The 25,976-nt window shown below is 44.6% G+C and carries 21 protein-coding genes and 1 tRNA gene; 16 read left to right on the top strand and 6 right to left on the bottom strand.

Annotated elements, in window-relative coordinates; all coding sequences use genetic code 11:
• Positions 1–19 precede the first annotated feature (19 nt).
• The 3 genes from KI659_RS03055 to arfB all read right to left on the bottom strand — a co-directional run bounded on the left by KI659_RS03055 (position 20) and on the right by arfB (position 2,570).
• Positions 20–1,363 carry a TolC family protein gene (locus KI659_RS03055; protein WP_213943854.1) on the bottom strand — a complete coding sequence of 448 codons (1,344 nt, stop codon included), beginning with the start codon at positions 1,361–1,363 and terminating at the stop codon, positions 20–22.
• The gene (locus KI659_RS03050; protein ID WP_213943853.1) at positions 1,360–1,977 is read right to left on the bottom strand and encodes a TetR/AcrR family transcriptional regulator; all 618 of its coding nucleotides are present in this window, start codon (positions 1,975–1,977) and stop codon (positions 1,360–1,362) included. The genes KI659_RS03055 and KI659_RS03050 overlap by 4 nt, the downstream gene beginning before the upstream one ends.
• Before the next feature lie 185 nt (positions 1,978–2,162).
• Positions 2,163–2,570, bottom strand: coding sequence for an alternative ribosome rescue aminoacyl-tRNA hydrolase ArfB (gene arfB, locus KI659_RS03045; protein ID WP_213943852.1), 408 nt, complete (start codon positions 2,568–2,570; stop codon positions 2,163–2,165).
• A 144-nt stretch (positions 2,571–2,714) separates the two neighbouring features.
• On the opposite strand from arfB, the gene KI659_RS03040 reads away from it, so the two are divergent.
• Together KI659_RS03040 and purL are read left to right on the top strand one after the other, a co-directional pair.
• Positions 2,715–3,524: a helix-turn-helix transcriptional regulator gene (locus KI659_RS03040; protein WP_213943851.1), complete on the top strand. Its 810-nt coding sequence runs from the start codon at positions 2,715–2,717 to the stop codon at positions 3,522–3,524.
• Between the two features lie 164 nt (positions 3,525–3,688).
• Entirely contained in the window at positions 3,689–7,375 is a 3,687-nt protein-coding gene (purL, locus tag KI659_RS03035) for a phosphoribosylformylglycinamidine synthase (RefSeq protein WP_213943850.1), read from the top strand.
• A 134-nt stretch (positions 7,376–7,509) separates the two neighbouring features.
• Here purL and KI659_RS03030 read toward each other — a convergent pair whose 3' ends face one another.
• Positions 7,510–10,260, bottom strand: coding sequence for a TonB-dependent receptor domain-containing protein (locus tag KI659_RS03030; protein WP_213943849.1), 2,751 nt, complete (start codon positions 10,258–10,260; stop codon positions 7,510–7,512).
• A gap of 295 nt (positions 10,261–10,555) precedes the next feature.
• Between KI659_RS03030 and KI659_RS03025 the strand changes: the two genes are divergently transcribed.
• From KI659_RS03025 to KI659_RS02995, 7 genes are all read left to right on the top strand, one after another.
• Positions 10,556–10,628: transfer RNA gene (locus tag KI659_RS03025), tRNA-Gln, on the top strand.
• 267 nt (positions 10,629–10,895) lie between these two features.
• On the top strand, positions 10,896–11,822 hold the full coding sequence (locus KI659_RS03020; protein ID WP_213943848.1) for a ribose-phosphate pyrophosphokinase: 927 nt from the start codon (positions 10,896–10,898) through the stop codon (positions 11,820–11,822).
• 35 nt (positions 11,823–11,857) lie between these two features.
• Entirely contained in the window at positions 11,858–12,439 is a 582-nt protein-coding gene (locus KI659_RS03015; RefSeq protein WP_213943847.1) for a 50S ribosomal protein L25/general stress protein Ctc, read from the top strand.
• 139 nt (positions 12,440–12,578) lie between these two features.
• Positions 12,579–13,139 carry an aminoacyl-tRNA hydrolase gene (gene pth / locus KI659_RS03010; protein WP_213943846.1) on the top strand — a complete coding sequence of 187 codons (561 nt, stop codon included), beginning with the start codon at positions 12,579–12,581 and terminating at the stop codon, positions 13,137–13,139.
• A gap of 96 nt (positions 13,140–13,235) precedes the next feature.
• Positions 13,236–13,529: a thiamine-binding protein gene (locus tag KI659_RS03005; protein WP_213943845.1), complete on the top strand. Its 294-nt coding sequence runs from the start codon at positions 13,236–13,238 to the stop codon at positions 13,527–13,529.
• Between the two features lie 218 nt (positions 13,530–13,747).
• Positions 13,748–15,553 (top strand): translational GTPase TypA, encoded by a 1,806-nt coding sequence (gene typA / locus KI659_RS03000; RefSeq protein ID WP_213943844.1) that lies wholly within the window; start codon positions 13,748–13,750, stop codon positions 15,551–15,553.
• Between the two features lie 134 nt (positions 15,554–15,687).
• Positions 15,688–16,752: a serine hydrolase domain-containing protein gene (locus tag KI659_RS02995; protein ID WP_213943843.1), complete on the top strand. Its 1,065-nt coding sequence runs from the start codon at positions 15,688–15,690 to the stop codon at positions 16,750–16,752.
• Between the two features lie 10 nt (positions 16,753–16,762).
• Here the strand turns inward: KI659_RS02995 and KI659_RS02990 are convergent, their stop codons facing one another.
• Positions 16,763–17,218 carry a hypothetical protein gene (locus tag KI659_RS02990; protein WP_213943842.1) on the bottom strand — a complete coding sequence of 152 codons (456 nt, stop codon included), beginning with the start codon at positions 17,216–17,218 and terminating at the stop codon, positions 16,763–16,765.
• Positions 17,219–17,333: 115 nt separating this feature from the next.
• A complete protein-coding gene (locus KI659_RS02985; protein ID WP_213943841.1) occupies positions 17,334–18,788 on the bottom strand; it encodes an NADP-dependent isocitrate dehydrogenase in 1,455 nt (484 codons plus the stop codon).
• A 229-nt stretch (positions 18,789–19,017) separates the two neighbouring features.
• Between KI659_RS02985 and KI659_RS02980 the strand changes: the two genes are divergently transcribed.
• The 7 genes from KI659_RS02980 to KI659_RS02950 all read left to right on the top strand — a co-directional run bounded on the left by KI659_RS02980 (position 19,018) and on the right by KI659_RS02950 (position 25,960).
• On the top strand, positions 19,018–19,803 hold the full coding sequence (locus tag KI659_RS02980) for an enoyl-CoA hydratase/isomerase family protein (protein WP_213943840.1): 786 nt from the start codon (positions 19,018–19,020) through the stop codon (positions 19,801–19,803).
• A gap of 24 nt (positions 19,804–19,827) precedes the next feature.
• On the top strand, positions 19,828–21,342 hold the full coding sequence (locus tag KI659_RS02975) for a lipopolysaccharide biosynthesis protein (protein ID WP_213943839.1): 1,515 nt from the start codon (positions 19,828–19,830) through the stop codon (positions 21,340–21,342).
• A gap of 4 nt (positions 21,343–21,346) precedes the next feature.
• A complete protein-coding gene (gene dut / locus KI659_RS02970) occupies positions 21,347–21,781 on the top strand; it encodes a dUTP diphosphatase (protein ID WP_213943838.1) in 435 nt (144 codons plus the stop codon).
• Positions 21,782–21,898: 117 nt separating this feature from the next.
• Positions 21,899–23,644 (top strand): tetratricopeptide repeat protein, encoded by a 1,746-nt coding sequence (locus tag KI659_RS02965; protein ID WP_213943837.1) that lies wholly within the window; start codon positions 21,899–21,901, stop codon positions 23,642–23,644.
• The gene (locus tag KI659_RS02960) at positions 23,637–24,380 is read left to right on the top strand and encodes a DUF4292 domain-containing protein (RefSeq protein ID WP_213943836.1); all 744 of its coding nucleotides are present in this window, start codon (positions 23,637–23,639) and stop codon (positions 24,378–24,380) included. The genes KI659_RS02965 and KI659_RS02960 overlap by 8 nt, the downstream gene beginning before the upstream one ends.
• 5 nt (positions 24,381–24,385) lie before the next feature.
• A complete protein-coding gene (locus KI659_RS02955) occupies positions 24,386–25,642 on the top strand; it encodes a murein hydrolase activator EnvC family protein (protein WP_213943835.1) in 1,257 nt (418 codons plus the stop codon).
• A gap of 117 nt (positions 25,643–25,759) precedes the next feature.
• A complete protein-coding gene (locus KI659_RS02950; RefSeq protein WP_143962106.1) occupies positions 25,760–25,960 on the top strand; it encodes a twin-arginine translocase TatA/TatE family subunit in 201 nt (66 codons plus the stop codon).
• The last annotated feature ends 16 nt before the right edge of the window (positions 25,961–25,976 follow it).

The raw sequence follows: 25,976 nt of genomic DNA, 5'->3' as shown, positions 1-25,976 counted from the left end.
ACTACAATGTGTTCACGGATTATTTAAGGATTCCAAGGGCTTTTTCAAGGTCTACCTTGGCGATAACGGCATCGTACAGGGCAGAATAATAATTGGTTTCGGCTTCTTTTAGTGCAGCATCAGCATCAACTACCTCCAAATTTGACCCAACGCCTTCTTGAAATTTGATCCTGGCAATGTTGAATACCTCTTCGGCCAGCTCGCGGTTTTCCCTCTGCACCTCCAAGGCATTTAAACTATTAATGAGGTTTGCCCTAGACTGAAATCTTTCCAACTCAATATTATCACGGGTAAATTCCCGTTGATTTTCCAATTGCCTCACCTGAATTTTATTCTGCTGAATTCTTGAAGCCTTCAAAAGTCCATCGAAAACAGGGATTTGCAATGTCACACCTAGAATTGACCCTGGGAACCAGTTGTTTCTGGTCAAGTCAGCCACACTTCCGCCGAAGGTATTTCGCTGATAAGTGTAATTGGCATCAAGGCGGGGTAAATACTGGGCCCTGTTATTTCTCAAGTCCAAATTGGCAAGCTTTAATGTAGTCTCCACCTGATCTAATTCGATTCGCCTCTGCCCCTGTTCCTGCAACAATACTTCAATTTCAAAATCATCTTCCAAAACAGATACTTTATCCTCTAAGATAAGCTCGGCATTCATCGGCATACCCATCTGTAATTTGAGCAATTGCTTACTGACATCAGTGGCTGTCCTGGCCCGGTCCAGTTCCGTTTTAAGGTTATTCAATTGCACCTTTATCCTTGACACATCAATCCTTTCTGCAAAACCTTCTTCAAAAAGCACATTCGTTTCTTTTAACAAGGCCTCTATCCTTACTTTATTGGAATTAATAAGTCCTTCACGCTCTTCATTCACCAATACCGAATAGTAGGCTTTTTTGACACTTTCCACTACATCAATCTCGGTTTTGACCCTGTCAAAGTCTGACAGCTCCCTAAAAGTCTTGGCTGCCTGTAATCCTACGAAATAGGAGCCGTTGAATATCATTTGCCTTACAGTACCTGTAACATTTGCCAAATAAGCTGGTGAAAATTGAACCCCAACAAATTCACCCGGAGGTGCTCCTTCTACTAATTCTGACGGTAAAGGGGTGATAGGTATAATCATATTATGACTTGCCCCAGCATCAATGTTAATTTGAGGAAGACCTTCTGACCTAGTTTCTGCAATCGTAGCTTTGGCTGCAGCATTATCCAGAATAGCATTCTTTACCTCCACGTTATTCTCTAAGGCAAAGCGGATACTTTCCTCCAAACTAAACTCAAACCTGTTCTGAGCAAAAACCTTATGTTGAGCCATGATGGCAAACATCACCAAAACGGCATATTTTAAAGAGCTCTTCATAATTCTAAATCCTGATGTTTCATTTTTTCGTGGTAAATTTTGACTCCTTTTTCGGTGAGTATCCCGTATAGAAAAAGGTCAAACAACTGCATCTGTACGTTCAAAAGATTAAATCTGTCCGGGGGAAATTTCATAGGATCAAAACTTAGTGTGATCTGCTCCATTCTCAACTGGGCCAAAATCTCACTGTCGATCTCCTTTCTAAATATCCCCTCCTGCTTTCCTTCCTCCAGCAATTTGATGATGCTCTGGATAGCGTGCTCCTCTTTGAACTTCTCAAACTGCTGCCAGCATCTAGGGTAATAGCGCTGGATCTCATTGAGCACCATGGGGTGCATATTGGTGAAGGTATCGCGGATAAACTTGCTCAATTTGATCAGGTGGCCGATCACCCCGCCTGGCTCCTTGAAAAAACCCTCTACCATCTCGGCATCGCGGTCCAGCTCGGATGTGAACACATCATAAACCAGCTGCTCCTTATCGCCAAACTCCTGATAAATAGTCTTTTTCGAAACCCCCGCAGCCCTCGCAATATCATCCATAGTCACACTCCGAACCCCGAATCTGGCAATCCGCTCGGTGGTGATTTCTATGATCTTTTCTCTCGTTTCCAATTCATTCCCATTTTAGAACTGCAAAACTCAGGAAACTTTTGAAGAGTTCAAAGTTTCCTGAGTTTTTAATTGGTTATTTTTTTATGAAGACTTCGCTGCTGATTCCTAAAAAAAGTGTAGTTCCTAAAGTCACTCTTCCAGAAATTCATTACCCATCATTCATTATTCTACATTCATCATTATACTTAAAAATCCACTTTCCCCCTGTTCTGCTTCTTCTGCGAATGCTGTTTCTTTTCTTCCAGCCGCTTTTTCACAGCTGCCTTCGACGGACGGGTCACTTTTCTGACTTTTTTCTTTGCCAGGCCACCTTTCAAGGTTTCATAAAACTTCTGAATAGCAATCTCCTTATTTTTCAACTGGGAGCGGGTTTCCTGACTTTTGATGATCAGATCCCCCTCCGTGGTCAGGTCAAGTTTCTCCGAAAGCCTTTGTTTTTCTTCTTCTGCAAGGATAATGGAATTGGGTACATTAAACCTGAGGGTGACGCGGGATTCCACCTTGTTTACATTTTGGCCGCCTGGGCCACTGCTTCTGGAAGTCTGGAAGGTGAGTTCGGATTCAAGTCCGCGATATTGAATGGGAGTCGGCATGGTGATAAAAAATCGGGTGAAAATCCCCTTTAATTGTTAAATTGGCGCTTTGCCGTGTAAATGTCGGGTTTAATCCGCTTTAAATTCCACACAAATTTCCACCTTTTTTTCCAACTTGCCATGGACATCAAAAACTATTTAATCATGAAACAGCCACAATTAGGACAGCGCATCCAGGAATGGAGAAAAGCAAAGGGGTGGACCCAGGAGGAACTTGTAGAAAAGTGCTCCCTCAACGTTCGCACCCTCCAGAGAATCGAAGCCGGAGAGGTTTCCCCCAGACCATTTACTATCAAAGCCATCATGGAAGCCCTCGAAATCAATCAGGAGGAGATGAGTTCCCACAGCGAATCTACGGAACCTGACGACAACAGGTGGTTTCAATTGGCGTTTCTGGCAGGCACCGTTTATCTGCTCACCACCATGGTGGAATTTGGCCTAGACTTTACTTTCTATGGGGGAGAAAAAGTCAATGGACTCCTGTATGCAAGCATAAAAGCCATCGTAATGGTAGGGTTCTCAGGCTTTATGTGGGGTTTCTATAAGCTTGGGGAAAAGCTCAATAACAAATTGATGCAAATATCATCCGCTCTTCTTGCTGTAGGGGTTTTAATCTTTACATCAATTGATATTTACAAATTCTTTATACTCGGGAATGCCATGCCAGAATATTTGCCTATAGAAGCGGTGGTATTTGGGGGAATGTATGTGATTTTTGGGTTGGCTTTTATCAATGAGAGAAAGCAGGCAGGCACCTTATTTCTTATTTCCGGGATTCTGGGTGTTGTGGTCGGAATCGGATTCCTATCGGTAATCTTTGCCCTACCCTCATTATTTATACTTGCGGTTTTTGAAATCCTCTGCCTGGTATTGCTTTACCAGGAGGGGTTTCAATTGGAAAAATCAAAATTTCATAACACCACTAACACACCTCAGATTTCCAAAATCCACTAATCAGGCTATAAAATTTAAAAAAAAAGAACTGCCTCCTGCACGCATTCCCAAGATTAGCTATCATTTCACCTCTTCCCCTTTTTTCCACCACCATAGTTAATTTTTTAATCCGCAAATGATTACCTTTGCTCCTTCTTAAAACCCCCATCCAACTAAAGCAGGATATGATTCTTTTTTTCCAATCCCAAGATTCCAAAATCTACGCGCTGGAAGCCCAGCAACAACTCTCAACTTCTGAATATGACAAACTCCGCTGGCTTTTTGGCGATGCCAAGCATGTGGATCAGTTGACAGTTGAAGGCATTTTTGCCGGACCCCGAAAGGAAATGATTACCCCTTGGGCCACCAATGCGGTAGAAATCTCCAAAAACATGGGCATTGATGGGATCAAAAGAATTGAGGAATTTTACCCCCTTGACGAAAACGGAAAGATTGACCCCATGCTACAGGCAAAATACGATGGCCTAGGGCAAGACATCTTCACCATCAACATCCAACCGGAGCCGGTAAAATCGGTGAAAGACATTGCGGCTTACAACAAATCTGAAGGTTTGGCCCTAAGTGATGAGGAGGTTGCATATCTGGAAGGGGTCAGCAAGCAGCTGGAAAGACCATTGACCGACAGTGAGGTTTTCGGCTTTAGCCAGGTAAACTCCGAGCATTGCCGCCACAAGATTTTCAACGGCACCTTCGTGATTGACGGACAGGAAAAACCACACACACTTTTTCAACTTATCAAAAAGACCTCTCAGGAACATCCAAACAGGATTGTTTCTGCCTATAAAGACAACGTGGCCTTCGTAAAGGGTCCACACGCACAGCAATTTGCCCCTACTTCACAGGAAATTGCCGATTTCTTCCAAACTGAAGAGATCGAAACCGTACTTTCCCTCAAAGCAGAAACCCACAACTTTCCCACCACGGTGGAGCCGTTCAACGGTGCCGCAACGGGAACGGGGGGAGAAATCAGGGACAGGATGGCTGGCGGTACAGCATCGATTCCTTTGGCCGGTACGGCCGTGTACATGACCTCCTATCCGAGGACTGCCGAGGGAAGAAGCTGGGAGAAAAACCTACCAGAAAGAAAATGGCTTTACCAAACGCCCATGGATATCCTCATCAAGGCATCCAACGGTGCCAGTGATTTTGGAAACAAGTTTGGTCAGCCTTTGATCTGCGGCAGCGTGTTGACATTTGAGCATGAGGAGGCCAACAAGCATTTTGGCTTCGACAAAGTGATCATGCTTGCAGGAGGCGTGGGCTTTACCCGTGCCCCTTACAGCAAAAAACATACACCAACGAAAGGTGACAAAGTGGTCATCATGGGCGGTGACAATTATAGAATTGGTATGGGAGGAAGCGCCGTTTCCTCCGTAGCCACGGGAGAATTCAGCAATTCCATCGAGTTGAACGCTGTACAGCGCTCCAACCCGGAAATGCAGAAAAGGGTCATGAACGTGATCCGTGCCATGGCCGAAAATCCAAACAACCCAATCGTATCTATCCACGACCACGGTGCAGGAGGACACTTAAACTGTCTTTCGGAGCTTGTGGAAGAAACAGGCGGTACCATTCATATCGAAAAGCTCCCTGTGGGTGACCCTACGCTTTCTGCCAAGGAAATCATCGGGAATGAATCCCAGGAAAGAATGGGCTTGGTGATCCACGAAAAAGATGTGGAAACCCTTCAAAAAATCTCCGAGCGTGAGAGAGCGCCTTTCTATGTAGTGGGTGAAACTACCGGCGACATGCACTTCAAATTTGAGCATGCCGAAACGGGCGAAAAACCAGTGGACTGGAATCTGGCCCACATGTTTGGCAGCTCCCCAAAAACCATCTTGGAGGACAAAACCACTACCTTCAAATTTGAGGAGGTCAGCTATCAGACTAGCCATCTAACTGAATATTTGGAAGCCGTTCTTCAACTGGAAGCCGTGGCCTGTAAGGACTGGTTGACCAATAAAGTAGACCGCTCGGTGACCGGACGTGTTGCCAAGCAGCAGACTACCGGACCCATACAGCTTCCTCTGAACAACGTGGCGGTGATGGCCATCGACTTTAAAGGCAATAAAGGCATCGCTACTTCCATCGGCCATGCGCCTGTGGCAGCCCTTGCGGATCCGGAAGCCGGCTCAAAACTGGCCATTGCAGAAGCCTTGACCAACTTGGTATGGGCTCCAATCGAGCAGGGACTTCAAGGTGTTTCCTTGAGTGCCAACTGGATGTGGCCTGCCAAAAACGAAGGTGAAAATGACCGTCTATACAGAGCAGTTGAGGCAGTCAGCAATTTTGCATTGGAATTAGGTGTAAATATCCCTACGGGCAAGGACTCCCTATCCATGACTCAGAAGTATCCTGACGGCAAGGTGGTGTACTCTCCTGGCACGGTGATCATCAGCTCAGTGGGAGAATGCTCCAATATCAAAAACGTAATTTCTCCAGACCTTAAGCCTATCAATGGCTCCAAGGTATTCTATATCGACTTTAGCAAGGACGCCTTCAAACTAGGCGGAAGCAGCTTTGCCCAAACCCTCAACAAGGTCGGCAATGACATCCCTACCGTGAAGGACAGTGCGTATTTTGCAAAAGCATTTATGACCGTGCAAAAACTGATCGAAAAAGGCGAAATCTTGGCAGGTCACGACATCTCCTCGGGAGGTATCCTTACTGCGCTTCTTGAAATGACTTTCCCAACAGAAAACTGCGGATTGAATGTCAAGCTGGAAAGGTTCAAAAACAGTGACATTATCAAAGCCTTGTTTTCAGAAAACCCTGGGGTGCTTGTTCAGGTCAATAACGTGGAAAAAACCAGAGCGGTCCTTGACAACTATGGCATTTCCTACCTGTCCCTTGCCGAGGTTACGTTGGACCAGACTGTCCACCTAAATGGCATCGATATTAACCTTGATGTGCCTACTTATAGAGACATCTGGTACAAATCATCTTACCTGCTTGACAAGCAACAGAGCGGTAAAGAGCTGGCTAGACAGCGCTTTGATAATTATAAAGTGCAGCCCCTATCCTACCAGTTTGCACAAGATTGGAAAGGATCTTTGGATGCCTTCAAACTTAATACCGAAAGAAAAGAAAAATCCGGTAAGAAGGCCGCCATCATCCGTGAAAAAGGTGTAAATGGTGACCGTGAGATGGCCTATGCGCTTTGGTTGGCGGGCTTCGACGTGAAGGATGTCCATATGACAGACCTCATAGCAGGCAGGGAAAACCTGGAAGATGTCAACATGATCGTTTTCGTGGGCGGCTTCTCCAACTCCGATGTATTGGGTTCAGCCAAAGGCTGGGCTGGTGCCTTCCTTTATAATGAAAAGGCAAAAGCCGCCTTGGATAATTTCTACGCCAGAAAAGACACCCTAAGCCTCGGCGTCTGCAACGGCTGCCAGCTGATGGTGGAACTTGGCTTGATCACTTCTGAGCATGATAAGAAAGCCAAAATGCTTCACAACGACAGCCACAAGTTTGAGTCAGGCTTTGTGAATGTAAATATACCTGAAAACAACACCGTGATGTTCAACTCCCTTGCCGGCCAAAGACTAGGCGTTTGGGTGGCTCACGGAGAGGGCAAGTTCTACCTTCCAGAAGGAAAAGATGCCTATAACATCAGCATGACCTACAGCTATGAGTCCTATCCAGCCGCTCCAAACGGTTCGGACCACAGCGTGGCGGGAATTGCTTCTGAAGACGGCAGACATTTGGCCATCATGCCACATATCGAGCGTTCCCTGTTCCCTTGGAACTGGCCATATTACGGCAGCGGTCACGAAGGCGACGAAATCACCCCATGGGTAGAGGCCTTTGTCAACGCTAGAAAATGGGTAGAATCCCACCAAGCCTAAAATAAAAGTGGCTGGCCCCAAGGAGGAGCCAGCCACTTTTATTTTATATCATATCCACATCTCCTTCGCATCTCCTTCGGAAAAAAGCGAAGAAGATGCGCGTTAAGACTCTAGTTGCCCTTTCTAATAAACGTTTAGAGGTCCATATTGACTCCACCAAACCGGCGAAGGTTGTAGGTAAAAGTGAGCATGACGAACTGCTGAAGCACCTGGGTCCTTACGTCCTCCACAAACACGTCCGTTACATTCCTATTGATGCTCACATTTTGATTCAAAAGATCAAACACGGTCAGCTTGATTTCGGCCTTTCGGCTTGGCGGAAATCTGAAGCCGAAGTCCATATTCCACAACCAGATATTTTGGTCAAAGTCTTCCCCCAGTCCAGCGTACATCAGGTGATTGACATTATTGCTGAAGAAAAAGCCTCCGGCAAAATTCCAGAACAGGTCAAATCGGTTTCTCTGCTCAAAGAAGTTATTGTTAAGGCTTTCCTGAAGGCTGCTTCTTACCATGTTGTAGTTAGCATTGGTAGAAATATTAAAATCCACCCTTTCTGAAATATTGCTACTCAACACAAAGCCTTGACCCAATGTGGTGTTGATGTTATCGTTTCTCTGCTCATTGATGATCCCGGGGCGGTTATTGATCCTGAAATTTGAATTGATGTTCAGGTTACTTTTCATAAACGAAAGCGGGAAGCCGTAACTTACATAAGTCCTGGTTGTCCAGAAGTTATCCAAATTGACAGGCCTATTGAATTGCCCGCCTTGACGGAGGAGTACATCTCCTTCGATGAAGGTATCCTCAGAGGCAATGAAGGTTTCGTTACCTATAAAATCCTGGATTAAGTTACCGAAGAAAAACACCATGAAGGACCTGTTCGTCTCAGGGTTGATTCTTCTAAACCGGGTGAAGATGCGGTGGCTATATTCCTGATTCAGATTTGGGTTACCATTGGAGATCTGAAGCGGATTTGAATTGTCCAACACATCCTGCAATTGCCTAATCGCCGGAGGATTGGTGTTGGTGTTATAGTCAAACCTTAAGTTGCTGATGTCACTGAAACTGTAATTGATGACCATTCTAGGCAAGACGTTTCCAAAGTCCCTTTGGGTATTTTCAAAGTTTGGAAAAGTCCTGTCACTGTCTATATCCGCTCGCTGGTAACGCACGTTGGCAAATACGCGCAATTTTTCATTGTTAAATCTATACCCAAGGCCTGCGCTTTGGGTCTGATAAGTGTTTTCAAAATTATTGGAAAGAATGCTATCCAGCCTGATAAATGAAGTTTCGGGCTCCTGCCTCAACACTTGCTGAGCGGTGCTGCTGATGTTGTTTCTCACCCTGTAATTGAATCTCAATTGGGACTTTTCCCCTAATGGCTCCGTGTAGCTGAAATTGACATTGTAATTGAATCCACGCGCGGTGTTCTCCGAAAATTGGATCAGGCTGTCCAAATTGTTGTTTATAAAATTCTGGTTGACAGCTACTAAGTCGGATTGGTTTTGGTTGTTAAATGAACCTGTGTAGATATTCGTCGAAAAGGTCCTTCCCCGCTTGTTGAATCTGAAACGGTAGGTCAAAGAGTTGCCAAAGTTGAAGTTCTCACGCTGGGAGGTCGTGGTGTTGGTGCTACCGCTTATGGGGGTTTGGTTATCAACTAGGTTAGTCGCCACCAGCTCATTGATGGAATTCGCCCTATCAAAACTTGCTCTTGGTCGGATAATCAAGCCGTGCTTTTCATTGATATCATAATCAATCCGCATGTTGAACCGGTGACTTTCTATTTCCTGTCGATTATTTCGGTCCTCACGGTAAAGCTGAAGGCTGTCATTGGGTAGGACGTATTCGCGGTTGGAGTTTCGATTTAGTACATTATCTCTATGGTTGAACAAGTAGCTACCAGACACCTTAAGTTTACCTTCCTGGTATTCGTCTGAAAAGTTTAGCCCAATGGCATTTGTACGGGTGATCCCGGGCAGCTGGCCAACTTCCATGTCGTTTCCTCCCCTTCGGTTGTTATTGTTGGCCATTGCACCGGCCATTTCATCGGAGGAGAAATTCTGCTGGTTGATGTTGTTGCTAAGACCAAGGATTGTAAAGCGCTGTGCTTCATTGAAGAAGTTCATGTTACCTCCAGCCATGTAATTCTGGCCAGTGCCGTAGCCGGCGTAAAACTTCCCAAAGCGACCTGCTCTGCGCCCCTTTTTGGTGATGATGTTAATTGTTTTCACGGTCTCCCCATCGTCAAAGCCCGTCAATTGGGCCTCGTCACCGATTCGGTCAAGAAATTCGATCTTTTCGATCACCTCAGCGGGAAGGTTTTTCAAGGCAGCCGCAGGGTTGTCCCCGAAGAAAGGCCTGCCATCAACCAATATTTCTTCAACATTCTCCCCCTGCACCTGAATGGTACCGTCCTGAATGATCACCCCCGGCATCTTCCTAACCAGCTCATCGGCATCCGCCTCCGGTCTAGTTTTATAAGCTGAGGCATTGAAGGCAACGGTATCCCGCTTTACTTCGCCCGCCATTACGGGAGCCTCAAATTCAAAGGCTTCCATCAACTGCCCATCATTGATCAGCTGGATTTCACCCAGGTTGCCGCTGCTATCCGAGGTCAGATCTTTCCTCAGGGTCTGGTAACCCACATAGGAAATTTCCAGATAAAATTCTTTCTGGGCGGGCCGGCCAAGGGAAAAACTCCCGTCAAAATCAGTTACCGAGGACTTCAGCGTTTCGCCATCTTTATCTTTTAGAAAAACATAGGCGCCAAAAACTGGCTCCCCATCGTCCTTATCCAATACAGTACCTTTAAACTCACTTTGGGCAAAGGCTTGAAAAACAGCCGCAAAAATCAGGGCCACCACCAACAAAATTCCTCTCATCTTTTCTTATTCCGGGTATAATAGGTTTCAAATGAACTTGCAAGTTGGATAATAAGGTATGGGAACTCAATGGAAATTACTCAAGGCTGAAAAATCGGTGTTTAGTGGCTACCGTTTGTGTAAGGATTCGGAATGTTTTTCTTTAAAGAAAAAATTATCGGAATTTTTTGCCCTGAAATCGAGTAATTTAAGCGATTAGGCAGAAAAATGTTTTTGGCAGGATTTGCATAAAAAGAAAAGTCCCCCTACATTTGTGTCACCGTTAAGGAAAAACGCTCCGAAACGCAAAATTTACTGACCCATGGTGTAACTGGCAACACGTCTGATTTTGGTTCAGAAGAGTCTAGGTTCGAGCCCTAGTGGGTCAACAGTACAATCCGAAGTTGATATTTTCAGCTTCGGATTTTTTTTGAGTACGACTTTTTTTTAACCGCAGAGCACCAGAGGGTGCAAAGAATAAATATTTAAAACTCCGCGAAACCCCCTTTTTAGACTCCGCGAAACTCCGCGTCCCTTTTTATAATGAGCCTCCCAAACAAAATTCTTTACGTAGAATTTAAATTCCCATTAAAACCAATTTTTGTTACATTTGTACCACGTTAACAAAAACATCAACTCGCGTAAAAACTCAAACCATGACCGAGGTCAAACTCTTCTCCGGAACCCAATCCCACAAACTTGCTGAAAACATTGCCAAGCTGTACGGCAAAGACTTAGGCAAACTTACTATCTCCAAATTCTCAGATGGTGAGCTTTCCCCAAGCTTTGACGAATCAGTTAGAGGCTGTACTGTTTTCTTGATCCAATCCACTATGCCTTCTGCCGACAACATCATGGAGCTTTGCCTGATGATCGACGCAGCCAAAAGGGCCAGTGCCTATAAAGTGGTGGCTGTAGTACCTTATTACGGCTATGCCCGTCAAGACAGAAAAGACAAGCCAAGAGTTTCCATTGCAGCCAAACTTGTGGCCAACATGATCACATCAGCTGGTGCGGACAGAATCATCACCTGTGACCTGCATGCTGGCCAGATACAGGGATTTTTTGACATTCCTTTGGATCATTTGAACGGTTCAGCTATCTTTGTGCCCTATTTGAAAAATCTCGGGTTGAAAGACTTGATTTTCGCGGCTCCTGATGTAGGAGGCGTGGGAAGAGCTAGATCTTATGCCAAGCATTTTGAAGTAGAAATGGTAGTCTGTGACAAGCACAGAAAAAGAGCCAACGAAGTAGCCTCCATGCAGGTAATCGGTGACGTAGAGGGCAAAGACGTGGTCCTAGTGGACGACTTGATCGATACAGCCGGCACCATGTGCAAAGCCGCACAGATCATCATGGAAAAAGGAGCCAAATCGGTAAGAGCTGTGGTAACCCACGGGGTCCTTTCAGGTAAGGCTTACGAGAACATTGAAAATTCAGTATTGGAAGAATTGGTCGTCACTGACACCATCCCATTAAGACAGGAATCTTCAAAGATCAAAGTATTGACAGTAGCAGACCTATTTGCAAAAACCATCCATGCGGTGACTGGCAACACTTCTATCAGTTCTCTATTCATTTAAGAACTTATTAAATAAATATATCTAAACAAACTATTATGAAATCATTAGAGATTATAGGGTTTAAAAGAGCAAATCTCGACAAGTCGGAATTGACTCAAATCCGTGAAGAAGGAAGCGTACCATGTGTGGTTTACGGACCAGGTATCAAAGAGCAGATTCACTTCCACTCTCCTGCTATCCTTTTCAAGGACTTGATCTACACTCCAGACGTTCACATGGTGGACCTAAACATCGAAGGGACTAAAGTAAAAGCTATCTTGAGAGAAGCTCAGTACCACCCGGTGAGTGATGTATTGTTGCATGCTGATTTCTTGGCATTCAGCGATGACAAAGCCATCAAGATGGATATCCCAGTAAAAATCGAAGGCTCTTCTCCAGGTATCATGAAAGGTGGTAAGTTGGAATTGAAAGCTAGAACGGTTACGGTTAAAGGTTTCGCTAAAGATCTTCCTGACTATATTCCAGTAAACATTTCCCACCTAGACCTAGGTAAGTCTGTTAAAGTTGGAGAAGTTAAAGTTGAAGGTTTCGAAATCACTACCAGCCCTAACGTATCTATCGCTACGATCGGTATCCCAAGAGCGCTAAGAGGTAAGAAAGCTGAAGCTGAAGCTTAATTCTTTATAAATACCATTTGAAATCCTGCCTCTTCGCCGAGGCAGGATTTTTTGTTAATGAAAAGACTGAAGAGCGGAGACGGAAGACCGAAACTTACTCCGTCTTCGGTCTCCCGTCTTCTGTCCATATCTTTTATTTATGAAATACCTAATCGTAGGCCTGGGCAATATTGGGCCGGAATATGAATTGACCAGACATAATGTGGGTTTTCTGACCGTGGACAGGATTGCCGATAAGGAAGGGGCTTCCTGGTCGAGCAACAGGCTGGCCTTCACGGCTGATTTCAAATTCAAAGGCCGCCACATCCATTTGATCAAACCAACCACTTACATGAACCTCAGTGGGAAGGCTGTCAATTACTGGATGAAAGAGCTCAATATCTCCAAGGAAAACGTGCTGGTCATCGTGGATGATGTGGCCCTTCCTTACGGCAAATTGAGGATGCGCGCCAAAGGCTCATCAGCCGGCCACAATGGTCTCAAAAGCATAGAAGAGCTGACAGGAGGGCAGAACTACGCCAGGCTGAAATTCGGCATAGGTGATGATTTTCCAAAGGGCCGGCAGGCAGATTACGTCTTGGGCAGATGGACCCAGCAGGAGATCGAGGAATTGCCCATCTATATGGATAAAGCCGCCGAAATGGTCAAGGGCTTCTGCACCATCGGAATAAACATGACAATGAGCCAGTACAACGAATAGCATTAAAGAGGTACTTGGCAAAATAATTGTTAAATTTGCCTTATTACAGCAAACCACCTCAAACATTTATATAAAGAAAACCACACAACTATAATTATGGAAACTATTAATCTTGGGTTGCAGATTATTCCCAAAAGTAAGACACAGGAATCATATGACCTTGTAGAAAAAGCTATCGAGGTAATCCAGGAATCAGGAGTGAAATATGAGGTGACACCCTTCGAAACGGTGATGGAAGGCCCACAGGAAAAACTTATGGAAGTGGCCCTTTATGCTCAGCAGGCAGTCTTCAACGGCGGTGCCGACGAGGTACTGATATTCTACCGAATCCATGCACGCAAAGACAGCGGGGTTTCCATGGAGGAAAAGACTGAGAAGTACAGGGTTTGAAATTAAATTTCTGTTATCATTTACTAGGTTCGGCCAAAAAGCCGAACCTCTTTTTTTTGCCCCAGAGCTAGCAAAAACGCACACTTAAAGGTCAAATTTCCTGAACAATGGAATTATTTTTAATCCTAAAGACCTATATATTCTGCTGACTTACAAGTAAGGAACTAAATTAATCGAAATTTTCTTCTTACTTTTGCACCTCAATTTAATAACCTATCATGCAGAGTATTCGTAACATCGCGATAATCGCACACGTTGACCACGGAAAAACTACCTTGGTTGATAAAATCATCCATGCCTCAAAAATCTTTCGTGAGAACCAACAGTTTGACGATCTGATCCTAGATAACAATGACTTGGAAAGAGAAAGAGGAATCACCATCCTTTCCAAAAACGTATCTGTTCGTTACAAAGACCATAAAATCAACATCATTGACACCCCAGGTCACGCCGATTTCGGTGGTGAAGTGGAGCGTGTATTGAAAATGGCCGACGGGGTAATCCTTTTGGTGGATGCCTTTGAAGGTCCAATGCCGCAGACAAGATTCGTATTGGGCAAAGCCCTTGACCTTGGCCTTACCCCTATCGTAGTGGTAAACAAGGTGGATAAAGAAAACTGCCGTCCTGACGAAGTACACGAGTCTGTATTCGACTTGATGTTCAACCTGGACGCAACTGAAGAGCAATTGGATTTCGTAACCATGTATGGTTCTGCGAAAAACAACTGGATGGGCCCTGACTGGAAAACACAGACAGATTCAATCCTTCCCCTATTGGATGCCATCATCGAGCACATCCCTGAGCCAAAAATCGAAGAAGGTTCCCTTCAGATGCAGATCACTTCCTTGGATTACTCCAACTTCGTAGGTAGAATTGCCATCGGTAGAGTTAAGAGAGGCACCATCACTGAAGGCGCACAAATCTCCCTTTGCAAAGCTGACGGCAGCATCAAGAAAGTAAAAGTAAAAGAACTTCACGTATTCGAAGGTCTTGGAAAACATAAAGTAACTGAAGTAAATGCCGGTGACATCTGTGCGGTGACAGGTATTGAAGATTTCGAAATTGGAGATACACTTGCAGCATTGGAGAATCCTGAGCCGCTTCCAAGAATTTCCATCGATGAGCCTACGATGAACATGTTGTTTACCATCAACAACTCTCCGTTCTTCGGCAAAGAAGGTAAATTCGTAACTTCCCGACACTTGAGAGATAGACTTTTCAAGGAAATGGAGAAAAACCTTGCCCTAAGAGTTGAGCCTACTGATAACGAGGACAAGTTCTTGGTTTACGGTAGAGGTATTCTTCACTTGTCAGTCTTGATCGAAACGATGAGAAGAGAAGGTTACGAACTTCAGGTAGGACAACCTCAAGTGATCTTCAAAGAAGAAGACGGTCAGAAACTTGAGCCAATCGAAACCTTGGTAGTGGATGTACCTGAGACGACTGCTGGTAAAGTGATCGAATTGGCTACCCAGAGAAAAGGCGAACTTTTGATCATGGAGCCAAAAGGTGATCTTCAGCACTTGGAATTCAGAATTCCTTCTAGAGGTTTGATCGGATTGAGAAACAACGTGTTGACAGCCACTCAAGGAGAAGCGATCATGAACCACAGGTTCTCAGCCTACGAGCCTTTCAAAGGTGCTATCCCAGGCAGAATAAACGGTTCTATCATCTCTATGGAAGGTGGACAGTGTACTGCTTATGCTATTGACAAACTTCAGGATAGAGGTGTATTCTTCGTGGATCCAGGAGAAGAGCTTTACGGCGGTCAGGTTATCGGAGAGCACAGCCGTGACAATGACATCGTGGTAAACGTACAAAAAGGTAAGAAATTGACAAACATGAGAGCTTCTGGTTCTGATGACAACACCAAGATCGCGCCTGCTAAGAAATTCTCTTTGGAAGAGGCCATGGAATACATCCAAAAGGATGAGTACCTTGAAATCACTCCAAAAACCATCCGTATGAGAAAAATCTATTTGGATGAGAATGAGAGAAACAGAATGGCTAAGCAAATGAGCTAATAGAAGACGGGATACGGAAGACCGTGAACCGAAACCGGGAGACCGAATTAATGAAACTCCCCAGCAGAAATGTTGGGGAGTTTTTTTTTGACTTAGCTTATGGCTATTTTACACAAACTTTTCAAAAAACGATCATGAAATTTTACACCCTATTGCTTTTCACACTATTTGCCGCCAGCTCATCATTTGCACAAGACCATTCTGCCCTTGAAAAAATCTTCGAAGACTATCAGGGTGAGCATCCCGGAGCCTCTGTTGCCATCATCAAAGAAGGGGAGTTTATATACCAAGAGGGCTTTGGCCTGGCCAACCTGGAGTTGGGCCAAAAGGTAGATTCCAAAACCAACTTTAGACTGGCCTCCATATCAAAACAATTTACCACAACAGCTATCCTGCAATTGGCTGATCAGGATAAAGTCAACTTGTCATGGACGCTGGATGAGGTCTTTGAGGATTTTCCGGACTATGGGAAAAACATCAAAATCTACCACCTGCTCAACCACACTTCAGGGCTTTGGGATTATGAGGAGTTCGTTCCGGATACAGCAATGAACCACCAAATTATGGACGATGGCGTACTGGATCTGATCAGACAACAGGAAAAAGTATATTTCCTTGCCGGAGAAGAGTATCGTTATAGTAATACCGGTTATGCCTTATTAGCGCTTATTGTGGAAAAATACAGCGAAATGAGCTTTCCCGATTATTTGGAAAAGAATATATTTCAGCCCCTGGACATGAGTAACACCTTAGCCTATGTTAGAGGCGAAAATGAAGTATTCAACCGAGCTTACGGCTATGACAAAAAGGACGGGAATTGGACAAAAAGAGACCAAAGCAGCACCAGCGCTGTGCTGGGTGATGGAGGAATTTACTCCAATGTTGAGGATTTGTTGAAATGGGACCAGGCATTATACGAGGGAACCGTTTTGTCCAAAGAACTGATCGAGCAAACCTTCACCCAGGGCAAATTGAATAACGAAAAAGAAATTAATTACGGTTTAGGCTGGCATATTAAAAACTGGGAAGGAGAAAAAGTGATGTACCACACAGGAAGCAGCACAAGTTTCAGAAACATTTTCTATAGAATTCCCGCAAAAAACCTCAGCGTCATCATCCTTACCAACAGGAATTTTCCGAATGAATTTGACATGGTGGACCTTGCCGAAGAGGTAGTTGAAAAAGTAAGGGAGGATTAACCTCCCTTTTTTAATTTACTTTGGTGTAATAGAGATTGGGTCCGTCGCAGGGCGCCAATTCATTTATTAATTCTCCTGTATGCATCAAGGTAAAGCTTTCCCCTGTCTGGCTGCCACAGGACTCAACGGTTTCTCCCCCAACTTCAAAACTCAAGGAGTAATAACCCTCTACCTCATCAAGATCCAATTCAGGGTTAGGCTGGGTTCTGCTGTAGGTCCCACTGGCTTCACCGGTAAAACCCGCACGGCCGGATATTTTGGTAAAGCGGTTGTCCGCACCAAAAACATAGGTGGTCTCCCAGAATTCCTCATCCTCCTCATCAAAATCAGCAGGAAATCCTTGATAATCGATTCTGGCAATCCTCCATTCCCCTTCTATGGTCACTCCGGCTGGCACTTCATCATCATTGTTGCAGGCGGTGAAAATCAACCCTACCAATGCAAATAAATATACAATCTTATTCATGCGTAAATTTTTATTGATTTCAGTACATTTTCATTACAAAAACTAAACCCAATTGAACCCAACTAAACAAAAAAAGCCGGAATTGCTTCCGGCTTTAGTATTGATTTTGAAAACCTTACTCTCCCTGAGAAAGAGAATATGCTCTCTCCCCATCAAAAGTATAGAGGTTTTCAGTTTTAATAAAGTCAAAACCAAGCCCTTCTACCTGCTTCAACAAATCCAAAATCTGGGTGTGCGTTACTGCATCCTGATTGGAAGTCAAGAATCTACATCTCCAATGATCGGTGCAAAAAGTCTCTTTCATTCCTCCAGGATAAACTTTTACGCCTCTATTGGTAATCAATTGTAGTTTCAAACCATCGGCATCGGCTTTTCTAAGTTTGTCACCAAGTGCATTTGGATCTCTGCCTTCCTCATCCCACTCCACAAAGACATCCACGCCAATAAGCTCTTTTTTGGCCTTATCTTTCTTGGTCACTTTGATGTTCATAGGTTCTGTCGCAGACTTGTCAAATGCAACCTCAGCCATATTTTGTGGCTTTTGCCCCAACCTATCGATGATAGCCTGAGCAAATTCCTGCGTTCCGGCCTTCTTGGAAGAAAGACCTTCTTGATAAATATCGCCGGTATGGATACCGTCCTCCAAAGTTCTCATCCAAGCATTGGCAATCTTCTCAGCCACATCCGGCTGTCCAATGTGCACCAACATCATGATGGCACCATTCAGCAATCCAGACGGATTAGCCATATCCTTTCCTGCTATATCAGGAGCAGAACCATGGATTGCCTCAAACATCGCCACTTCCTCGCCTACGTTAGCAGAACCCCCAAGACCTACCGATCCAGTCACCTGAGCGGCAATATCAGAAATGATATCACCGTATAGGTTGAGAGTAACGATTACGTCAAACATTTCAGGTCTTTCAGCAATCAGGGCTGACCCGATATCAATGATTTTATGATCTGTTTCGATGTCTGGGTACTCCTTGGCTACTTCATTGAAAGTTTTGTGGAAAAGACCGTCGGCCAACTTCATGATGTTGTCCTTGGTCATACAGGTCACCTTCTTACGTCCGTATTTTTTTGCATATTCAAATGCATATCGGATGATTTTCTCAGAACCCGGTCTGGAGATAAGCTTCAAGCTTTGCACCACTTCCTGAGTCTGGCGGTGCTCAATCCCAGAGTATAGATCTTCCTCATTTTCACGGATGATCACCAAATCAGTTTTTGGGTAATGCGTTTTGATGTAAGGAGAATAGGCCTTACATGGTCTCACATTGGCAAAAAGTCCGAAAGAGGTTCTAGTGGTAACGTTCAAACTCTTGAAACCACCACCTTGTGGGGTAGTAATCGGGGCTTTTAGAAAAATCTTTGTTTCCTTTAGAGATTCAAAAGCACTCGGCTCCATGCCTGAGCTAATCCCTTTCAAATAAACCTGCTCACCAATTTCAATGACATCAGTTTCAATTTGAGCGCCGGCTGCCTCAAGGATGTTGAGGGTGGCTTTCATAATCTCTGGTCCAATACCATCTCCGTAGGCTACGGTTATTTTTCTTTTAGAAGACATATATATGTATTTGGTTATCGATTTATTTTGAGTTACACAAAAATAGAAAAAAAAGGCAGACTTCAGGAGCCACCTATCATAATTTAGCAACACTCCACCTATTAATTAGGTTGGTTTTTAAGCTAATAAAAATCAAGACAATAATGGTTTTGGCAATCATTTTTGGTTTGTTTGCTTTGTGATTGCCTTACGTACTTGTATATTTGAAGCTCAACATTAAAAACGACTAATGGCTGAATCTACAAACGTCCACACCGAGAATAAAGGTGGGATACTTTTTATAACCATACAGAGGGAATCAAAGCTTAACGCTTTAAATTTTGACACCCTTGATGAAATCAAAAACATTTTTGACGAGGTCAACGACAACCGCGACATCAAAGCCGTGATCATCACCGGAGCCGGTGAGAAAGCTTTTGTGGCTGGTGCTGACATCAGCGAGATCGCCGAACTCAGCGAGGTAAACGCCCGCAAGTTTGCCGAAAACGGCCAGGAAATCTTCCAGATGATCGAATCCTGCCACAAGCCTGTCATCGCCGTGGTAAACGGTTTTGCACTAGGCGGCGGATGTGAACTAGCCATGGCCTGCCATATGAGAATCGCCACTGCCAATGCCAAATTTGGCCAACCTGAAGTAAATCTGGGTATTATCCCGGGATATGGTGGCACGCAGAGACTTACCATCCTAATCGGAAGAGGAAAAGCCAACGAGCTGATGATGACCGGTGACATGATTGGCGCTGAAGAAGCCCGCACCTTAGGCTTGGTAAACCATGTGGCTACCAACAAGGAAGAAGCCATCCAAAAAGCCGAAGCTCTTTTGGGCAAAATCATGGAAAAGGCTCCTTTGGCCATCGGGATGATTGTGGACTGCGTGAATGCCGTCTACAGCAATGAAGAGGACGGCTACCTCATCGAGGCTAACAGCTTTGCGAGATGCGTCAAATCGGATGATTTTGCAGAAGGCACTTCCGCCTTTTTGGATAAAAGAAAACCAGAATTCAAAGGGGAGTAAGTCCCCTTTTTTTATTTTTGGCCCATGAGTCAACTGAAAAAGCTAGCAGGCCAGACGGCCGTGTACGGGATCAGCAGCATTCTGGGCAAGGTTATCAACTTTTTCCTTATCCCCATCTATACCGCTTACCTCCCAAAGGAGGACGTGGGGGCTTTTACCAACATTTATGCTGCCATAGCTTTTCTGAATATCATCTTCACCTATGGCATGGAGACTTCCTATTTCAGGTTTTCTACCGGAAAAGGACTTGACCCAAACCGGGTTTTCTCCAATGTGCAGTCACTGATCCTGACCACCTCCCTATCGCTGGGAGCACTGTTGTTTTTATCAGCCGACTACATTGCCAACCTGATGGATTATCCCGGGCAGGGATATTTGTTCCAATGGGTGGCCCTGATCCTTACCATTGATGCGGTACTGGCCATTCCTTTTGCCAAACTAAGAGCCGAAAACCGCGCATTGACCTTTGCTCTGATCAAGCTTTTCAATATCGGCTTAAACGTTGGGTTCAACCTGCTGCTTATAGTATTTTCCTACCACGTTTTCACCGGAGACCTCTTGCCCCAACTTCAGCCGGTGGTAGCCAAATACTACAGTCCAGATAAAGGCATTGAATATATTTTGCTGGCCAACCTTTTGGCCAACGCCCTAGTGGTACCTTTGATGCTCTTCATAATCGGGAGATTCAGACTTCGCTTTGAAAAGGAAATCTTGCAACCTATGTGGCACTATGCGGTCCCTCTTTTATTCATGGGTCTGGCAGGAGTTACTAATGAGGTTTTCTCCAGGTTACTGTTTGAATATGTTCTTCCAGATGATTTATATCCGCATCTTTCTCCCAGAGAAGCGGGCGGTATTTTCGGGGCCACGTTTAAGCTTGCCATCTTTATGAACCTGATCATCCAGGCGTTCAAGTTTGCCGCTGAACCCTTCTTTTTCAACCAATCCCAGGACAAAAACAGTCCAGCCCTCTTTGCCAAAGTCATGCATTGGTTTGTGATTTTCTGCACCACCCTGATGATTGCCGTGGCGGTTAACCTCAATTGGATTGGCCCCATGATATTACGTGGCGAAGGATATATGATCGCCTTGGATATCGTACCTGTGCTGCTGGTGGGTTACCTCTTCCTGGGCATCTATTATAATCTCAGTATATGGTTTAAGCTGACTGACCAAACCAAATACAGCTTTTACATAACTATGCTTGGGGCTATTATAACGGTGTTAGTGATCGTTTTGGCAGTTCCCGTGCTTGGTTTTATGGGCGGGGCACTGAGCACGCTTGCCTGTTATCTTTCCATGACGGTGGTCTGTTATTATTTTGGTCAGAAGTACTACCCTATCCCCTACCAAACCGGTAGAGACCTGACTTATATAGTGGTCGCCATTATTTTGAGTTACGCTGGTTTCTACCTCAGTTTTGACAATTTTATTCTGACGTTCTTGGCTCAAAACTCATTTATCCTCCTGTTTTTGGTAATGGTTGCCCTTTTGGAAAAAAAGGAATTATATTTAATCGTTAAAAACTTAAAGAAATAAACCGATGATCATAAAAGTAATCAACAATTCCGGTCATGACTTACCCCAATACCAGACCGAGCTTTCCGCAGGACTGGATCTAAGGGCGCATCTTGCAACTCCGGTAACGATAAAGCCTTTGGAAAGACAACTGATCGGCACCGGATTGTTTATCGAATTACCGGCCGGGTATGAGGCCCAAATCAGACCTAGAAGCGGTCTGGCCTACAAACACGGGTTGACAGTCCTCAACACTCCAGGTACCATTGATGCAGACTACAGAGGTGAAGTGAAGGTTTTGCTGGTCAATTTGTCCAATGAAGATTTTACCGTTCAAAATGGGGAGCGTATCGCCCAGATGGTGGTGGCCAAACACGAGCAGATCAAGTGGGAAGCGGCCGAAATTCTTTCCGATACCGAAAGAGGTGCTGGGGGCTACGGCAGCACCGGCAAGGGATAAATGTTATAAAACTTTAACAGAGTGCCTCCTAATCAAAACTGAACCAAAAAGGTACTAAATTTGTAACCGAAAAGGACAGGAGGCATTCCAGCATCCAGCCTCGGCCAATTATTGCATATGAACTTATTCCAGAATAACATTTCAAAAGCCGTTTTGACCCTCAGCATCGCCTGTTTTTTAGGGGTTGGAGACACTTTTGCCCAAGAAAAACTGAGCCGCAAAGAGCGTAAGGAGTTAGACAAAAATGTCAAAGGTGACCGCCTGTTTGTAGAAGGACAGCGCTATATGATGCTGGAGGAGTACGACAAGGCCTATTTCTATTTTGGCAAAGCCCAAGAGCTAAAACCGAATGAGCCTGCTATCAAATTCAAGATGGCTGAAATCCTGGCCCGTGCAAATGACACCGACAAGGCGCTTGAACTTGGAAAAGAAGCCATTGAACTGGATCCCGGAAACAAATATTATAATCTGCTGATTGCGGAAGTTTATAAAAAGAAAAACAAGCCTGCCCAAGCCGCAGAGGTTTTACAGGGCTTGATGGACAGCTCTGATGACAATCAGCACTACATACTTGAGCTTGCCTCCCTATACCTGACAGCACAGGATTTCGACAATGCTTTGTCCGCATTGGACCAAGCCGAGGAATATTATGGGGTGGTCGAGCAGCTTACAGTGCAAAAGCAGCGTATTTATCTGAGGAAAAACAACCTCAATAAAGCCATTGAGGAAGGAGAAAAACTAATTGAAGCCCACCCGGGCAACAGCTCCTACGTTTTGGCGCTGGTAGAAATCCTTTTCAACAACGGCAAAGGAAATGAGGCCTTGGCATTGGTTGAAGAATCTTTGGAAACTTACCCCCAACAGCCCGAACTTCAAATGGCAGCCTTTACCCTTTATAAGGAAAGAGGAGAGCGGGAAAAAGCCAATGAATACCTGCGAACAGCGTTTGAGAGTCCTGAGTTGGAAGGAGAAGTGAAAGCGAAAGCTTTTGCCGAGCTCATGCAGGAATTTAGAACTGATGACAGAGAGCAGCTTCTCCAGGAGCTGGAAGGCCATATGGTCAGCCTGCACCCCAATGATGCCGATGTGCAGACCGTATTGGGGGACCGTGAGCTGTTTGCCGGCAATAATGAAAAAGCTCTTCAATATTACCAGCAGTCCATTTCCATCAAGCCGGACAATGCCCATGCGCTACAAAGTGTCATTACTCTGAAGTTTGAAATGGACCAGGATTTCGAAGCTATCGAAAAATATACAGAAATCGGGGTGGATGAATTTTCTGACAGGGCTGAGTTCTGGTTTTTTGATGGTACGGCTAAGGCGGCACAGAAAAAACATGAGGAAGCTAAAGAAAGCCTAGAGCAGGCTGACAAGTTGAACCGAGGCAGAAACAAACAGCTTTCTCAACTCATTTATGGCCAACTGGGGGATACTTACCACAGCTTGGGTGAGCAGGAAAAAGCCTATGAATTTTATGACAAAGGATTGGAGATCAACCCCAATGATGAGCATATTTTAAATAATTACGCCTACTTCCTTTCCCTTTCCAAGTCAAAACTGGATAAGGCCAAGCAGATGTCAGAGAAGCTGGTCAGGAAATTCCCGGACAATTCCACCTACTTGGATACCCATGCCTGGGTTCTTTTCCAGCTAGAGGAGTTTGACCAGGCCAAAAACTACATGGAAAAAGCCTTAGCGGCTGATGATTCCCCTAGTGGCATCATGTACGAGCATTATGGAGACATCCTCTATCAGTTGGGCCAGAAATCAGAAGCCCTGAAATATTGGAAAAAAGCAGAAGGCAAGGAAGAAGTGACCGAATTATTGGCCCAAAAAATCAAGAACAAGCAATATTATGAATAAGCTTTCAGGATTGGTCTTGATAGCCGGGATTTTGCTGACCTTTGGTTGTGCCAAAAGACCGGTGCTGTACTCCTCCGACGAGATCATGGAAGAGTTTAACCCGGAATATTTAGAATACGAGTATTTGAGCGCCCGAGCCAGAATCGTGCTGGAAGAGCCAAACGGTAAAACGACCCGTGGCACCATGAATTTGCGCGCCAAAAAAGATAGTGCACTTTGGTTTAGCATCACCCCAGGCCTAGGCATTGAAGCTGCCAGAGGCTTGATTACCCGTGAGGAAATCCGTCTCAAAGACCGCATAAACGGCAACTCGGTGGACCTTTCCTATGAGGAGTTTGAGGAGAAATATGGCATCAAGCTTTCCTTGGAACTGTTCCAAAACATCCTTTTTGCCAATATTCCCCATGAATTCAGCTATCGCGACCGGTTACTTCGGATTGGGCAGAATTTTGAATTGGACCAAATGAGGGATTATATACAGTACCATTCCAAGGTGGATGTAAGCCATGGGAAAGTCACTTCCATGGAAACTACCTCCCGCTCCCACCCTGGCAAGATTTCGGCATTTTATCCTGAATTTAAAGACCTGGAGAGCCAACCATTTGCTCATAGAGTATTACTTATAATGATGCTCGAAAGCCCCGATGGCAATGGAATTCAAGAAACAACCGTTAACTTAGAAGTGAATCGGGTAGAATTGCTGGATGAACCATTAAGTTTCCCTTATAATTATTAAATAGAATGCCGCTAAGAAGTTTTTTCAAGTTTATCATAATTATCGGGTTAATTGTTTTAGGAAACCAATCGGTAACAGTGGCTCAAACCACTAAAAAATCAAGAGCACAGCTGGAAAAGGAAAAATCTGAAGTCCAAAAGCGTCTTCAGGAATTTGACCGTATCCTCAAGCAGACATCCACCAGGCGCCAAGCCAGCATGGGTGAGCTCAATGCCGTTAACAAAAAACTTGAAACCCAAACGGCCTATATTTCTACCATCAACAAAGAGGTTAATCTCCTCAACAGGGAAATCCGGGAGACCGAACAGAAGATCAAGTCCCTTCACAACGACCTGAAGAACCTTAAAGAGGAATATGCCTCCATGGTGTACACCTCTTCCAAACTGAACAGCGGGGTGACTGTGCTTACCTTTGTGTTTAGCTCATCGACATTCAAACAATTCTATATGCGCTTGAGATACCTCAAGCAATATAGCGATGCACGAAAAAAGCAGGTGGAGCAAATTGAGAAAGTCAACCAGCAACTGCTAGCCCAACAGGGTCAGTTAGAAAATAAAAAAGAGGAAAAGCAGGTAGTACTGCGAAAAGAACAAGAGCAGAAAAGAGCTTTGGACCTTTTGAAGAAGGAGCAGCAATCAATTGTCAATTCCCTTGCACAGAAAGAAGAGGAAATCAAAAAAGACATCGCCGCACATAAAAAACAGCAGGAAGAACTCAACCGCTTGATCACAAGGGTAATTGAGGAGGAAATCAGACTGGCTGAGGCAGAGGCCAAGAAAAAGGACAGCAAGGCTACCAAATCAACTGGTTCCAGCCTTCCTATGACACCGGAAGCCGCAGCGCTTTCCAGCAACTTTGCAGGAAACAAGGGCAACATTCCATGGCCGGTAGAAAAAGGTTTTATCTCCAAGAGATACGGTACTTACCCCCACCCTACCCTAAAAGGGATTACAGAGACTAATGATGGTGTGGATATCCAGACCAACAATGACGAGCCGGTAAGAGCTGTATTCGATGGCGTGGTCACCAAAATCACCACTGTACCTGGAATGGGCGGCACCGTCATCATCAAACATGGAGAATACTACACCATGTATAGCCGCTTAAAGACCATTAGTGTAAAATCCGGAGAATCAGTGAAAGCCCGCTCTCCCATAGGTACGGTACACACCAATTCGTCCAATGGCGTCTCAGAAGTGCATTTCCAAACCTGGAAAGGGCTTCAAGTGATGGACCCAACCATTTGGTTATCTAAAAAATAATGCGCAGAATTTCGTATATTTAAAAAAAAGATAGAGAACTGTAAGTATTTCCTTTGTGTTGAAATACCACTGTGATATCTTTGCAATCAATTATAAACCATAAATTTACTTATCATGATGATGACATTGGGTTTCTTACCAAATATAGGAGGCGGTTCACTAATCTTGATCTTTCTAGTGATCGTGCTTCTGTTCGGAGCAAAAAGAATCCCTGAATTGGCGCGAGGCTTGGGTAGAGGTATTAGAGAGTTTAAGGATGCGACCAAGGAAATTCAGGATGATTTAGAGGACGGTCTAAAAGACAAAAGAAAAGACTAAAAGCAAAAGCAGCATA

Source organism: Litoribacter ruber (assembly GCF_018449405.1).
GTDB classification, from domain to species: Bacteria; Bacteroidota; Bacteroidia; order Cytophagales; family Cyclobacteriaceae; genus Litoribacter; species Litoribacter ruber.
This window is presented reverse-complemented; position numbering and strand designations above follow the sequence as displayed.

Bases quoted from the DNA above. Each gene is read 5' to 3' on its own strand.
- typA (WP_213943844.1), top strand. From the start codon at position 13,748: ATGCAGAGTATTCGTAACATCGCGATAATCGCACACGTTGACCACGGA.
- arfB (WP_213943852.1), bottom strand. From the start codon at position 2,570: ATGCCGACTCCCATTCAATATCGCGGACTTGAATCCGAACTCACCTTC.
- KI659_RS03040 (WP_213943851.1), top strand. From the start codon at position 2,715: ATGAAACAGCCACAATTAGGACAGCGCATCCAGGAATGGAGAAAAGCA.
- KI659_RS03020 (WP_213943848.1), top strand. From the start codon at position 10,896: ATGACCGAGGTCAAACTCTTCTCCGGAACCCAATCCCACAAACTTGCT.
- KI659_RS02950 (WP_143962106.1), top strand. From the start codon at position 25,760: ATGATGACATTGGGTTTCTTACCAAATATAGGAGGCGGTTCACTAATC.
- KI659_RS02960 (WP_213943836.1), top strand. From the start codon at position 23,637: ATGAATAAGCTTTCAGGATTGGTCTTGATAGCCGGGATTTTGCTGACC.
- purL (WP_213943850.1), top strand. From the start codon at position 3,689: ATGATTCTTTTTTTCCAATCCCAAGATTCCAAAATCTACGCGCTGGAA.
- KI659_RS03030 (WP_213943849.1), bottom strand. From the start codon at position 10,260: ATGAGAGGAATTTTGTTGGTGGTGGCCCTGATTTTTGCGGCTGTTTTT.
- pth (WP_213943846.1), top strand. From the start codon at position 12,579: ATGAAATACCTAATCGTAGGCCTGGGCAATATTGGGCCGGAATATGAA.
- KI659_RS02995 (WP_213943843.1), top strand. From the start codon at position 15,688: ATGAAATTTTACACCCTATTGCTTTTCACACTATTTGCCGCCAGCTCA.
- KI659_RS02985 (WP_213943841.1), bottom strand. From the start codon at position 18,788: ATGTCTTCTAAAAGAAAAATAACCGTAGCCTACGGAGATGGTATTGGA.
- KI659_RS02965 (WP_213943837.1), top strand. From the start codon at position 21,899: ATGAACTTATTCCAGAATAACATTTCAAAAGCCGTTTTGACCCTCAGC.
- dut (WP_213943838.1), top strand. From the start codon at position 21,347: ATGATCATAAAAGTAATCAACAATTCCGGTCATGACTTACCCCAATAC.
- KI659_RS02990 (WP_213943842.1), bottom strand. From the start codon at position 17,218: ATGAATAAGATTGTATATTTATTTGCATTGGTAGGGTTGATTTTCACC.
- KI659_RS02955 (WP_213943835.1), top strand. From the start codon at position 24,386: ATGCCGCTAAGAAGTTTTTTCAAGTTTATCATAATTATCGGGTTAATT.
- KI659_RS03005 (WP_213943845.1), top strand. From the start codon at position 13,236: ATGGAAACTATTAATCTTGGGTTGCAGATTATTCCCAAAAGTAAGACA.
- KI659_RS02975 (WP_213943839.1), top strand. From the start codon at position 19,828: ATGAGTCAACTGAAAAAGCTAGCAGGCCAGACGGCCGTGTACGGGATC.
- KI659_RS02980 (WP_213943840.1), top strand. From the start codon at position 19,018: ATGGCTGAATCTACAAACGTCCACACCGAGAATAAAGGTGGGATACTT.
- KI659_RS03015 (WP_213943847.1), top strand. From the start codon at position 11,858: ATGAAATCATTAGAGATTATAGGGTTTAAAAGAGCAAATCTCGACAAG.
- KI659_RS03055 (WP_213943854.1), bottom strand. From the start codon at position 1,363: ATGAAGAGCTCTTTAAAATATGCCGTTTTGGTGATGTTTGCCATCATG.